The sequence below is a fragment of the Taibaiella helva genome, assembly GCF_003545695.1.
In the GTDB taxonomy this organism is placed as follows: Bacteria; Bacteroidota; Bacteroidia; order Chitinophagales; family Chitinophagaceae; genus Taibaiella; species Taibaiella helva.
Map to the genome: position 1 here is coordinate 399815 of NZ_QUZZ01000002.1, position 12313 is coordinate 412127.

12 protein-coding genes are annotated in these 12313 nt (G+C 53.7%); 2 read left to right on the plus strand and 10 right to left on the minus strand.

The genetic code is table 11. The features are described 5' to 3' along the window. Positions 1-63 precede the first annotated feature (63 nt). Positions 64-258, plus strand: coding sequence for a hypothetical protein (locus DZC79_RS04495; protein ID WP_118950356.1), 195 nt, complete (start codon positions 64-66; stop codon positions 256-258). 10 nt (positions 259-268) lie between these two features. Here the strand turns inward: DZC79_RS04495 and DZC79_RS04500 are convergent, their stop codons facing one another. The 9 genes from DZC79_RS04500 to DZC79_RS04540 all read right to left on the minus strand — a co-directional run bounded on the left by DZC79_RS04500 (position 269) and on the right by DZC79_RS04540 (position 9072). Further along, positions 269-655, minus strand: coding sequence for a DMT family transporter (locus DZC79_RS04500; RefSeq protein ID WP_198666770.1), 387 nt, complete (start codon positions 653-655; stop codon positions 269-271). A 125-nt stretch (positions 656-780) separates the two neighbouring features. Continuing rightward, positions 781-1734: a sterol desaturase family protein gene (locus DZC79_RS04505; RefSeq protein ID WP_118950357.1), complete on the minus strand. Its 954-nt coding sequence runs from the start codon at positions 1732-1734 to the stop codon at positions 781-783. Next, entirely contained in the window at positions 1731-3182 is a 1452-nt protein-coding gene (locus tag DZC79_RS04510) for an N-acetylneuraminate synthase family protein (protein WP_118950358.1), read from the minus strand. The genes DZC79_RS04505 and DZC79_RS04510 overlap by 4 nt, the downstream gene beginning before the upstream one ends. Positions 3183-3202: 20 nt before the next feature. Continuing rightward, on the minus strand, positions 3203-4006 hold the full coding sequence (locus tag DZC79_RS04515; protein WP_118950522.1) for an SDR family oxidoreductase: 804 nt from the start codon (positions 4004-4006) through the stop codon (positions 3203-3205). 1 nt (position 4007) lies between these two features. Beyond that, positions 4008-5357 (minus strand): aminotransferase class III-fold pyridoxal phosphate-dependent enzyme, encoded by a 1350-nt coding sequence (locus DZC79_RS04520; RefSeq protein WP_118950359.1) that lies wholly within the window; start codon positions 5355-5357, stop codon positions 4008-4010. Positions 5358-5378: 21 nt separating this feature from the next. Next, a complete protein-coding gene (locus DZC79_RS04525) occupies positions 5379-6317 on the minus strand; it encodes a transketolase family protein (RefSeq protein ID WP_118950360.1) in 939 nt (312 codons plus the stop codon). Between the two features lies 1 nt (position 6318). Continuing rightward, positions 6319-7173 (minus strand): transketolase, encoded by an 855-nt coding sequence (locus DZC79_RS04530; RefSeq protein WP_118950361.1) that lies wholly within the window; start codon positions 7171-7173, stop codon positions 6319-6321. A 23-nt stretch (positions 7174-7196) separates the two neighbouring features. Continuing rightward, the gene (locus DZC79_RS04535; protein ID WP_118950362.1) at positions 7197-8003 is read right to left on the minus strand and encodes a cytidylyltransferase domain-containing protein; all 807 of its coding nucleotides are present in this window, start codon (positions 8001-8003) and stop codon (positions 7197-7199) included. Then, positions 7993-9072 (minus strand): hypothetical protein, encoded by a 1080-nt coding sequence (locus tag DZC79_RS04540; protein WP_118950363.1) that lies wholly within the window; start codon positions 9070-9072, stop codon positions 7993-7995. Before DZC79_RS04540 ends, DZC79_RS04535 begins: the two co-directional genes overlap by 11 nt. 278 nt (positions 9073-9350) lie before the next feature. Here DZC79_RS04540 and DZC79_RS04545 point away from each other — a divergent pair, with 278 nt between their 5' ends. Continuing rightward, positions 9351-10469, plus strand: coding sequence for an alkaline phosphatase family protein (locus DZC79_RS04545; protein WP_157976921.1), 1119 nt, complete (start codon positions 9351-9353; stop codon positions 10467-10469). A gap of 72 nt (positions 10470-10541) precedes the next feature. Here DZC79_RS04545 and DZC79_RS04550 read toward each other — a convergent pair whose 3' ends face one another. Further along, positions 10542-12200 (minus strand): FAD-binding dehydrogenase, encoded by a 1659-nt coding sequence (locus DZC79_RS04550; RefSeq protein ID WP_118950365.1) that lies wholly within the window; start codon positions 12198-12200, stop codon positions 10542-10544. Positions 12201-12313 lie beyond the last annotated feature (113 nt).

A 12313-nucleotide genomic window follows, 5' to 3' on the forward strand; every position in this document is an offset into this window, starting at 1 on the left:
ATTTATTTGAAGGTGTATCCATCACTTTCGCGGTTTGATATTTTTGCAGGAAATAAATGAATTATGCTTCGCCAGATTAACGAACTTTACGAGGAGACCATTAAAGCAGGGAAAAAAGTATCTGAGATACTGATCAGCTATATCGGCTACGACCACCTGAAAAGCGAACTGAATAACCACAAGGACCGCCCCGAATGGCTGGACCGGCTTAAGGTGACAGAGAATATAAGAGGCGTACAGATCGTGCCCCAGGAGTAATGTCGGGTCGTTAGCTTTTCAGGGCAAAGAATTTAAGACCGGTAATGCCGCCCATGATCATCAGGATGAAAAGGACTTCGGGCAGGCTGGTCTTCTGCTGGAAAAAGATCACTTCCGAAAGCTTGATCAGTACCAGGCTGGCGCCTGTCCACGCGGCAAATGCCGTGGCTAGCGGGATCTGGCGGGTAGCCATAGAGAAGAAGTAGACATTGGCGATACCGAAACAGATATATCCTGCAAAAGGCGCCAGTATCTTCAGGCCGCTTTGCGGGATATAAAAATTGGACCAGGTCAGCTGTTTAAGGTGCCTGAACTGCATCACCTTAAGCGAATAGGTCCATAAGGCTTCCATCAGCGCTGCCAGCAATAAGTATCCCCAATAGATCCAGTTGTTCAAATCTTACTATTTTTTAATGACAGTCGTTGCAGCAACGCAACGACTGATTCTTTTGGTGCTTTAGTGGTCGCTGAGCCTGTCGAAAGAACGAACAAGCTTAATATCGTTTCGGAGACTCAACAATCTCAGGGCGCAGTATCTGCAGTTACCGTTTCTTTTTCTGTTGTTGCCGTCGTCATCGTTAGATCGGATTCAGCAACTGGCGCCAGCGGCTTCTTCCGGCGCAGGAATACATTCAGCAGCGCCGGCCGCAGGTTATAATACCAGCGGAACCATTTGTAACGCAGCAGGCGTTTTTCCTCGAAGCGTTTTACAGAAAAGGCATGCTGCAGGAAATAATCCTTCGGATAGTCATAATACAGCCCCCAGTTCTCGGGCCGATCCCCCGGCTTTGTTCCCGGGAAATAGACCGTGCCGAAAAGATAGTCCCATAGGGAAAGCTTTGTAGCAAAATTCGCATGGAACACTTCCCTGTAATTGGCATGGTGCCACAGGTGCAGCTCGGGCGAATTGAAAATATACTTCAGCTTGCCCATCCTGACCTGGATATTGCCGTGAATGAACATCCCGTACATGGAATCGATCAGGGCTTTGATGGGAATCACCTCCGGTGAGGCGCCCAGCAATATGATCGGGCCGAATTCGATTGTCTGGTTGATGATGATCTCGACCACATGCGAGCGCGAGCCGGAAAGAAAATCTACTTCCTTGCCCGAATGATGCGCCTCGTGGGTGCGCCAGAAAAATTTACTGCTGTGCTGGAAGCGGTGGAACCAGTAGATATAAAAATCGTGCATCACGAAGAACAACAACACCTGCAAGGCCACCGGCCAGTGACTCACACCCTGAAACCGCGACCAGTCGAAGTGATGCTGCAGCGGTGCGATAATATAATCGAAGATGACGATCTTTAGTACAAAGCTCTGGATGATGGTGTACCATACCAGGTCTAACCAAAAGCCTTCCCTGAACAGGGGAAGGCCTTTGCGGTAGGGGAACAGCCGTTCCCAGGTGATAATAATGACGGCCCAGCAGGCCAGTATGATCGAAGTGATCGTTAGTATCCGTTCCTGACTCATGCCATTATGCCATCTTTCCTGTTTTCAGCCTGTACGGGATTAATGTTTATCCTGAGGCGCTTCATGGGCCCCAGCTCAGATTCATATACTTTCTTGATGCCGTCGCCCAGGGCCAGCTCTACGTCGCGGATGTCCCGTACCAGGCGTTGGAAGCCCTGCGGCTCTACCGATGCCGCATGGTCGGAGCCCCACATGGCGCGGTCCAGGGTGAAGTGACGCTCTACAAAAGTGGCGCCCAGGCTCACCGCAGTTACTGTGGTGGACAGACCTGTCTCGTGCCCTGAGTAGCCGATAGGTACGCCTGGGAATTTGCGGCTCAGCACCGGGATCATTTTCAGGTTCAGCTCTTCCAGCTTGCAGGGATAGGCCGAAGTGGAGTGGGCGATGAGAAGCGGATATTCTTCATCATAGCTGCGGATCAGCGCCACGGCATCTTCGATCTCCTGCATGGTGCTCATGCCGGTCGACAGCATCAGCGGCTTGCCGGTGAACAGGATGCGCTTGATCAGCTCAAAGTCGGTAAGCGAGGCGGAGGCCAGCTTGTAGATCACGGTATCGAATTGCTCCATGAAGTCTACAGAAGCCGTATCCCAGGGCGATACAAACCAGTCGATGCCTTTTTCCTTACAGTATTGATCGATCGCGGTGTATTCGTCGAAACCGAATTCTGTTTTGCGTTTATAGTCGATATAGCTCATGCGGCCCCAGGGCGTATCGCGCATCACTTCCCACTGGTCCTTGGGAACACAGATCTCAGGGGTCCGCTTCTGGAACTTCACGGCGCAGGCCTTGGCCGCTACGGCTTCGTCGATCAGCTGTTTGGCGATCTCAAGCGATCCGTTATGATTGATGCCGATCTCGGCGATCACATAGCAAGGCTGGTCTTTGTCGATGGTACGGCCGTTGGACAAGGTGACGCCGCGGCTTACGGCAAAGGCCTGGCTGTTGTGTGTGCGGGCTTCGATAATGATCTCGGCAAACTCGCGGAAGCAGCCCTCGCCGCCTTTGGCGCGGCAGATAAGGTCTACCTGCTGCTTTACCGCAGGCAGCGCATCGGCCGGGCAGGCGCTAAGCCCTACCAGCTGCATAATGCCGAGGTCGTTGTGATCGTCGCCGATATAGGCCACGTTTTCGGGCAGCAGGTGATAGCGCTCGAGGATATCGCTGAGCAGGGCCGCTTTATCTTTAATGCCGCCATGCAGCTCATTGATGCGCAGCTTTTCGGCGCGTTGGTGTAAAGCTGCAGAGTTTTCGCCCGAAATGATACCGGTCTCCGTACCGGCAAAGCGGCGCAGGCGTTCTACGGCCATGCCGTCGCGCAGGTTGAACTTTTTCAGGGTTTCACCCATCTCGCCATAATATACGCTGGCGTCGGTCAGCACGCCGTCGCAGTCGGTCAGCAACAACTGGATACGGCTTGCTTTTTCTGTGAGCAGGTTCTTGTTCATGTTGTCAGTTTTTAATAGGTTTAAATTGCTGTCCAGCCGCCATCTACCACGAGGTTGGCGCCTGTCATATAAGCCGAGGCATCTCCGGCCAGGAACACCAGGGCTCCCTGGTAATCTCCCGGTTGTGCCATGCGGCCCAGCAAGGTTTTTGAGGAATAATTCCGGATGAAAAAATCGTCTTGTCCCTGTTCTACGCCTCCGGGCGACAGGGTATTGACCCTTATGCCCTTGTTGCCCCAATAGGCCGCCAGGAAGCGGGTGAAATTGATCACGGCACCTTTGGTTACGGGGTAAGCCGCCGATTTGTAAAAGGTCTGCACGCCTTCGTTATCGCGGTAGATCGACTGGTCGGGACCTACCATACCATAGGTGGAAGCGATATTGATGATGCTGCCTTTTCCTTGTTCGGCCATAACCGTGCCCAGTACCTGCGCACAAAGGAACACCCCGGTGATGTTCACATCGATCGACCGTTGAAAGGCGTCAAGAGGATAGCGTTCAAATGCGGATAGCAAAGCAGCCATAGCGGGATCTTCAAACTTATCGTTGATCGCTGCATTGTTGACCAGGATATCGATGCGGCCGTAGCGTTCCAGCACTTTGTCGCGGAGTGACGTTACGGAAGCTTTGTCCGTTACGTCGACACCGATGCCGGTGTGGGCTGTGCCCAGGGTAGCAGCAAAGGTTTGTGCTGCGGCTTCATTCATATCGGCAGCCACCACCTGCGCGCCGGCTTCAGCCAGCGCTTCGCAATGCTTTCGGCCCAGCAGGCCCAGGGCGCCGGTGACGATGGCCGTTTTGTCTTTAAGGGAAAAGCGTTCCATATTATCCGGCAACAGGTGTGGGTTTGGGTTTAATGTTGTAATGATTCACCTTACGGAATACGGCTTCCAGCACTTCGCCTTTAAGGTGCTGCTGTATATTACCGCTTTCGATCGCTGCTTTCACCAGGGGCAATACATCAGCATAGGCCGCAAGCGTATAAGCAATATCCTCATCCGTGTGGCTGAAGCACATATTGTGGAATCCGGCCCAGAGAACGCCGCGTTTGATCATCTCCTGCTGCATCAGGGTTTTCAGTTCTAGGGCATTGCCGGCAGTGGGGGAGAAGGTGACCATGCTGCGGCAGTTGTAACCGATACAATGCGTGTACTGCTCCATTTCCAGCTGGCGCACCAGCTCGTTATAGCCATCCTTCAGCAGGGCGCCTTTTTCATCCAGGTATTGCGGTACCTGTTTATCGCGCAGCTCTTCTATGGTAGCAACGCAGGCAGCCAGCGAAAGCGCTTCGCCGCCGAAGGTGGTATAGCTGAACACCTCGCTGTTGAACAGTTCCATCACATCGGAACGACCGGTCAGCAGAGCGATAGGCATGCCGTTGGCACAGGCTTTGGAATACACCGCCAGATCTGGCTTTACCTTAAAATACTCCTGCGCGCCGCCCAGCGCAATGCGGAAGCCGGTCCACATCTCATCGAAGATGAGCAAGGTTCCGTTGGCCCGGCATACGTCCAGGAGCTCCTGCAGGTAGCCTTCTTTCGGCGCTTCAAAAATGAACGGTTCCAGGATCACTGCGGCTACATCATTATCCAGCGCGGCTTTCACCGATTCGATATCATTGTATTCAAAAGTATAGGTCATGTCCTGTATGGACGTGGGGATGCCGGCGTTGCGGCTGGTGATGCCGATATACCAGTCGTGCCAGCCGTGGTAGCCGCAGCAGAACACTTTGTCTCTCCCGGTAAAGGCGCGGGCTACGCGGATCGCTGCGGAGCAGGCATCGGCGCCGGTCTTGGTGATCTTCACCGCTTCGGCATTGGGGATCACTTCCCGCAACAGCTCCGACAGCTCGACTTCCAGCGGATGCATCAGCGAAAAGGTAATGCCTTCTTCCAGCTGGCGACGGATGGCTTCATCAACCCTCGGATAGGCATAGCCCAGCGATATAGGTCCTATGGCGCTGTTGTAGTCGATATATTCATTGCCGTCCACATCCCATACCCGTGCGCCTTTGCCGCGTTGCAGGTATTTGGGGGCGACACCTTTGGTAAACTGGCCGGGACCTTTGGCCAGCGTCTGGGTAACGGGTTTTTGTACATTAAGGGCTCTTTGATAATAAGCTTCGGAGAGGCTGATCTCCGGGTATTGCTCGTTGAAGGAAACGGTATTCGGCATAGAAAAGATTGTTTTAAAAAATTACTCTGCAAATTCGGAGGGACTCATCCGGACCGCCGGTTCAGAGATGGCGTAGCCCAGGATCTCTTCGGCGATCTGTTTGCCGGTGAAGCCTTCATATTGCAGCACATCAGGAAGCAACGCGGGCTTGAACCAGCGTTCTTTCAGGGCAAAAGGAATAACATTGGTGGTGATGCGGTGCTTCAGCAGTGTTTCGGCGAGAATGCTGTAGAGACCGCCGGTCAGGAAGTGATCTTCCACGGTGATCAGCAGCTTGCTGTTCTGTGCAGCATCGATAAGGGCTTTTTCATCGACAGGCTTCAGAGAGCGCATATTGATCAGGCCCACCGATTTACCTTCAGCCTGCAAAATGGCTGTGGCCTGAAGGCATTGCTCGAACAGCAGCCCGTAGCAGAGCAGCGTAATATCCTCGCCTCTGCTGACAATCTCGGCTTTTCCCGGCTCGTAAGGCGTATGCTTGTGACCGGTAGGTCGTGTATTGATCCGAACGTAGGCGGGTGCCGGGGAAGACCATATCGCCGGCAGCATCAGAAGCAGGTCCTCTTCATCTGCCGGGGCATAGACTTCCATATTGGGGATGCCCCGCATCAGGGCAATATCTTCGATGGCCTGGTGGGTAGGGCCATTAGCATCGGAAAGAAAGCCGGGAATAAAGCCGCTTAGGTTCACCGGCAGGCCGGGTATGCCGACGTCGGTGCGGACAAACTCGAAGGCGCGCATGGTGAGAAAGGCAGTGAGCGCGTGTACAACCGGGATACGGCCACGCAGGGCCAGGCCCGCAGCAGCGCCGATCATGGTCTGCTCCGTGATACCGGTGTCGATAAAGCGTGGCCCCAAAGCAGCTGGTATATTACGTACCAGGGCGCGGTTCTCGGCGGTCATTACCATGTAGCGCTCATCGTTCAGCGCGGTTTGGGTCAGCAGTTGTTCGTAGTTCATCTTAACGTACGACTAAGGTTTGTGAGGTTAATTGGGCTTGATGCGCTCCGTGCAGCTCCTGCAGCAGCTGTTCCGTTTCGTCTGTGTTGAAATTGCAGAACCAGCGGTCGGCGCGGCCTTCAATGCTGGGCAGTCCTTTACCCCTCAGGGTATCGGCGATCAGCACATTCAGCTTGCCTTCGCTGAAGGGGTACTGGCTCAGGGCTTCATCCAGGGCCTGGAAGCTATGTCCGTCGACACGCCGTACTTCAGCGCCGAAGGCGCGGAATTTATCTGCAAGGGGTTCCAGCGGGATCAGGTCTTCTGTAGCCATATTGGCCTGGAACTGGTTACGGTCCACGATAAAGATGAGGTTGTCGAGCTTGTAGGCATTGGCTACCAACACGGCTTCCCAGCAGGTACCCTCGTTAAGCTCGCCATCACCCAGGATGCAGACCACTTTATTCTGGCCGCCTCTTACCTTAATATCGATCGCAACACCAAGGGCTACGGAAGGCAGGTGCCCGAGGGAGCCGGAGTGGAATTCTATACCAGCGACTTGAGTATTGGGATGCCAGTAGATATGATCGTCAATAGATAAGTGATGTTGCAGCCGTTCCCTGCCGATGATCTCCAGCTCGGCCAGCGTGCCGTACAGCGCCGGTACATCATGGCCTTTAGACAGGAAGAGGTAATCCCGGTTGGGATCGTCCAGATTGTTGACATTAAGATTTAAGAAGTCGGCGTAAAGGAAGACGATAAGGTCTGCTGCGGAGAGCGAGGCCCCGATAAAGCAGCCGCCATTGGCCGCCATACGGATGATATGCTCCCGCACCTTGAAGGCAATGTCTTTTAAATGCTGATACTGGCTTTCCATATGATTTCAGGTTTGGATAGGAATTACGGAAGTACTTTGGTCTGGTCTGCAGAAATGGTCTTCAGATCGGAAAGGTGATTGCGGTACCAGTTCACCCCGGCATAGCCGGCATTGATCTCATATATTTTCGGGCGGTCTTCCAGCAGCTGGAGAATATCGTTGCAGCTGAATGCCGGCTTTAAAGGGTGCAGCTTTTTATACACCTGTACGATGAAGTCGTAGTCTTCAGGATAATCGATGGTAAAGCGATGGGTCATCGAAAGGTCGAGGCCGGTAGACCATTCCAGGTTACCGGTCCGGAAGTGTTCGGGATGCTCCCATATATAAGGCGTGGTATGCTCCAGCTCCCAGGAATGCGTTGCCTCATAATAGGCCCGTTCCAGGCAGGTCATGGTCATTACTTCCACATCGTTGCCGTCGGGCCAGGTAGCGGGATGCAGGTTACTGACATAATCGTAATGCCCGGGCTGCTCGTAGAACAGGTCGAGCGTGGCATCGATGACCGCCGGGTCGATCAGCGGGCAATCGGAAGGAATCTTCAGCACCACATGTGCGCCATATTGCCGCGCCGCCAGGTAATGCCTTTCGAGCAGGTTGTTGAGGCTGCCGCGATAGCACGGAATACCATGAGCATATGCCTCATTCTCGACCACATCATCGGACGCATCGGTCGAGGTCGCCACTACTATGGTTACCGGGTATTGTGTACGCTGCACGCGTTCCACCATGCGCATCAGCAGGCTTTTGCCCCATACGGGAAGCATTACCTTGCCGGGCAGCCGGCTGGACGACATCCTGGCCTGTATCACGATGACGATCTTATCCTGCATAGGATTGTTCCTTTTCGTTACGATAATAGGGTACCAGCGCCTCCGTTGCCGCTGGCTGTTCCCGGTCGCGATACTGGCGGAGGAATTCAGGACCTGTGCCGTTAAAGGCGATGTAGCCGCGGCATAGCGCGGCAATCCTGGCCGCAGAAGTGCCGCCGTTCTGCAGGGGCGACAGGCGTTTCAGCTGCTGTATATCGAAATAGGAGTGTACCTTTTTGCCCAGGGCGATACCGGTGTATACTACAGTGGAATACTGTGTGATCAGCTCGCTGCAATTGGCAATCATCTCCTGTGTATGTCCTTCGGTGAAGATGAGCGTACCTTCCGGCGTATGTTGCCGTATTTCTTTAATGGCTCTTTTGAAATTTTCGTTGGGATGCAGCTTGAACAGCAAAGGCCGTCCTGTTGCGATCGCTACGCAATGCCTGATGAACCGGACGCGGTTCTCGGGTCTCGCCGTCTCGCGCATGTCGGTTGTTGCGACCATAACATAGTCCCGGTGCGGGAAATCGTTATCCAGGAACTGCGCCGCATGATCGTAATTAGGCGTACCGGTTACCCATATTTTTTCGGGGTCCGTACCCAGCTCTGCTATATATTGGCGGTAGCCTTCGGAGGCGGCGCAGTACAAATCGCATTGATTGGTCGATCCGTTGAGGGAGGTATTGAAGCACCAGGTGGGCGGCAGGTTCAGCGCCTTGACTATTTTGCTTAGCGGGGTCAGCTTGTCGATCATCCCTTCCTGTATCCATACCGTCTTAGTTTGTTTCAGCATATCAGGAACGATCAGGTCGCTGCAGCAAACGACCAGGTCATAGTGGTGTTTGTGCCCGCCATAATCGATGGCGCAGCTGCGCTCTTTCAGGTAAGCTTCCGCTTTTTTCCGGTGGGGTTCGGAGATGATGGTCTTATCCAGCAAGGGTGTTTTGTTTTTCAGGAAGTTGACCAGCCTATGATCGGTGAACATCTGGCTGAACCAGCAATCAAAATCGCCGAGCTCAAGGGCGATCTGGTACATCTGGGAGGTCTGGTTCAGCGACCCGGTAAGAAACAGTATTTTTTTGCTCATTCCCATTAGAAGCAATCCGCTTATGGCGGCAAACTTATATTGTGAATGGATACCTTCGCCGGCTTTCGTTAAACATAACACATACTTGATATTTTGCTAACCACTACATCTTATTTTGGTAAGACAAGCGTAATGATAGGATAATCTTCTGTTCATCTGTAATGAATATTAATAACAGAATGCCCATGGTGCCAGGCTTGTAAAGGGCATAGCGATATATTAACGATACGCTCATGTTAAGGTTACATACGGTGGGTTTCTTTGCAAAACCAGATACAATGAAAGCCTCTGCATTGTTGCTCTGCCTGCTACTCTCGCTTACTGCTGCAGCACAGTTACCCGACAGCCTTCCCGGCCCCAATATCTTTATCATTACCATCGACGGCCTGCGCTGGCAAGAGATCTTTCATGGCGCCGATGAAGCGATATTGAACGAGGGAAGCTATGTAGCCGACACTGCGCTGATGCGGGAGATGTACTGGAGCGAAGACCAGGACGAACGCCGCCGCCGGCTGACACCCTTTCTCTGGAATGTGATTGCACGTAAGGGACAGATCTACGGCAACCGCGATCATGGCAATAAAATGAACGTGAGCAACCGGTACAAGTTTTCTTATCCCGGCTACAACGAGATCTTCACCGGTTATGCCGATAGCCACTTTATACCGAACACGCCGGTGCTTAACGAGAATACCAATATCCTGGAATTCCTGAACAAGCAGCGGGGCTATCGGCATAAGGTGGCCGCATTTTCCTCCTGGAATATTTTCCCTTTTATCCTGAATGAAAAAAGGAGCGGTATCCCGGTCAACAGTGGTTACGAGTCTTTGGATGATACCGATCCCTTATCCCTGATGATTGACAGCGTGCAGCAAGCCGTCGGCAGAAAGGCGCACACCCGTTACGATGAGCTGACCTTTATCAGCGCCAGGGAGTATATCCGTAAGAGTCATCCGAAAGTAGCGCTGGTGGCTTTTGGCGAAGCTGATGAATTTGCCCACCATGGGCATTATGACCGCTACCTGCGCTCCATTGCCAATACCGACCGTATGATCGCCGAACTGTGGTATGAAGTGCAGAGCGATCCCTTTTACCGCAACAATACCACTTTCCTCATCACTACCGACCATGGCCGGGGCCGCCGTACCCGCACCTGGACAGATCATCTGTTCCTTATCGGCGGCAGCCGGGAAATATGGATGGCAGTAATGGGTCCCGGCATTAAGCCCCTGGGCGAAGTGAAGACGGAGCAGGTGATCTACCAGAAGCAGATCGCAGCGACGATCGCCCGCCTGCTGGGGCAGCAATTTGAATGCGAGCATAGCGTGGGCCGTTATATCGACCTGCCAACGACGGTAGGAGAGGCCGGCAATGGCTTTGCTCTGGACCGTCCTTGAACCCTTACAGGGTTTTAAAGCTTTCCTTCAGTGCTTACAGGATTTTAAACCATGTAAGCGCTGAAATGAATGTTATACCTTACCCGCGGCAGCTCTGCCCGCAACCCTGCCCGAAAAGAGGCAACCGCCCAGGAAAGTGCCTTCCAGTGCACGGTAGCCATGCATACCGCCGCCGCCGAAGCCGGCGACTTCTCCGGCAGCATACAGGCCTTCAACGGGCTGCCCCTTATCGTTCAGTACCCGTGCTGAAAGATCGGTGTGCAGGCCGCCCAGTGTTTTCCGTGTCAGCAGGTGCAGTCGTACAGCGATCAAGGGGCCTGCTTTGGGATCAAGAATAGGGTGTAAGGGTGCAGTGCGGATGAGCCGGTCGCCGAGGTATTTGCGGGCGCCCCTTATAGCGGTCACCTGCAAATCCTTGCTGAAAGTATTATGAAGCTCGCGGTCCCTCGCTTCCACCTCCTGCCTGATCTTTGTTATATCCAGTAAGGATTCCCCGCTCAGCGCGTTCATTGCTGCTACCAGCGCTTCGAGGTCGGACCTTACGATGAAGTCTTCTCCCCTTTCTTTAAAGGCCTCAACCGGCGGTGTGGCCTTTTTCCCTATAGCCCGCTTCAGCACCTGCTTCCAGTTTTTGCCGGTCAGGTCGGGATTCTGCTCGGAGCCCGACAAGGCAAATTCTTTCTTAATGATCTTCTGGTTAAGGACAAACCAGGTATATTCTTTACCCGTGCCGAGGATATGTTGTAACGTGCCCCGGGTATCAAAGCCGGGAAACAAGGGTACCGGCAGCCGGTTGCCATAAGCATCGAACCACAGCGATGAGGGGCCGGGCAAAATGCGGATGCCGTGGCCGGTCCACAAAGGATTCCAGTTGGCAATGCCTTCGGTATAATGCCACATACGGTCGGGGTTGATGATCTGTCCGCCGGCCCTTTCTGTGATGGCCAGCATACGGCCGTCTACGTGATCGGGAACGCCGCAGAGCATGTGTTCCGGTGCCTTACCCATCGAGGCAGGCCAGTTCCGGCGTACCAGCTCATGATTGGCGCCGATGCCGCCGGAGGTTACGATTACGGCGCCCGCCATAAAGCGGAAAGAGCCCGTTACCGTACGGGAAGTTTTGATCCCTCTCTCCACTGTACTGTCTTCAAGTATATCGCCCGAAACGCCCTGTACAACGCCATTGGCGGTCAGCAGCTCGTTGACCCGGTGCCGGAAGCGGAACTGTAGCAGCCCTTTTTTTTCAGCGTCCCTGGCTATCCGGATAAACGGGGCCAGCACACCGGGTCCGGTGCCCCAGGTCACGTGAAAGCGGGGAACGGAATTACCGTGCCCTATCGCGCCATAGCCGCCTCTTTCCGCCCAGCCGACGACCGGGAAAAAGCGCATGCCCAAACGGCCCAGCCAGGGGCGTTTTTCGCCTGCAGCAAAGTCGAGGTAGGCTTCAGCCCATTGCCGGGGCCAGTGATCTTCCGGCCGGTCAAATGCGGCCGTGCCCATCCAGTCCTGGTAAGCCAGTGCATGCGAATCCCTGATGCCCATACGGCGCTGCTCAGGAGAGTTGACGAAGAAAAGGCCGCCGAAGGACCAGAATGCTTGCCCTCCAAGGCTTTGCTCCGGCTCCTGGTCCAGCAGCAATACACTTTTGCCCTGCTGTACCAGTTCGGCAGCGGCAACAAGGCCAGCCAGCCCGGCGCCTATAATGATCACATCGGTTTCCGTAGTTGCCATAGTTCGGGTGGTTTAAGGGTTAGCCGCCTATCCCGAAATTAAGCACAAAAGGCGTAAAAAATTTTTGCCGAAATCTTACCGAAATTTTTTGTGGAAATTAAACAGTTGTTTAA

Bases quoted from the DNA above. Each gene is read 5' to 3' on its own strand.
- DZC79_RS04550 (WP_118950365.1), bottom strand. From the start codon at position 12,200: ATGGCAACTACGGAAACCGATGTGATCATTATAGGCGCCGGGCTGGCT.
- DZC79_RS04510 (WP_118950358.1), bottom strand. From the start codon at position 3,182: ATGAACAAGAACCTGCTCACAGAAAAAGCAAGCCGTATCCAGTTGTTG.
- DZC79_RS04535 (WP_118950362.1), bottom strand. From the start codon at position 8,003: ATGCAGGATAAGATCGTCATCGTGATACAGGCCAGGATGTCGTCCAGC.
- DZC79_RS04545 (WP_157976921.1), top strand. From the start codon at position 9,351: ATGAAAGCCTCTGCATTGTTGCTCTGCCTGCTACTCTCGCTTACTGCT.
- DZC79_RS04530 (WP_118950361.1), bottom strand. From the start codon at position 7,173: ATGGAAAGCCAGTATCAGCATTTAAAAGACATTGCCTTCAAGGTGCGG.
- DZC79_RS04520 (WP_118950359.1), bottom strand. From the start codon at position 5,357: ATGCCGAATACCGTTTCCTTCAACGAGCAATACCCGGAGATCAGCCTC.
- DZC79_RS04515 (WP_118950522.1), bottom strand. From the start codon at position 4,006: ATGGAACGCTTTTCCCTTAAAGACAAAACGGCCATCGTCACCGGCGCC.
- DZC79_RS04525 (WP_118950360.1), bottom strand. From the start codon at position 6,317: ATGAACTACGAACAACTGCTGACCCAAACCGCGCTGAACGATGAGCGC.
- DZC79_RS04505 (WP_118950357.1), bottom strand. From the start codon at position 1,734: ATGAGTCAGGAACGGATACTAACGATCACTTCGATCATACTGGCCTGC.
- DZC79_RS04540 (WP_118950363.1), bottom strand. From the start codon at position 9,072: ATGAGCAAAAAAATACTGTTTCTTACCGGGTCGCTGAACCAGACCTCC.
- DZC79_RS04495 (WP_118950356.1), top strand. From the start codon at position 64: ATGCTTCGCCAGATTAACGAACTTTACGAGGAGACCATTAAAGCAGGG.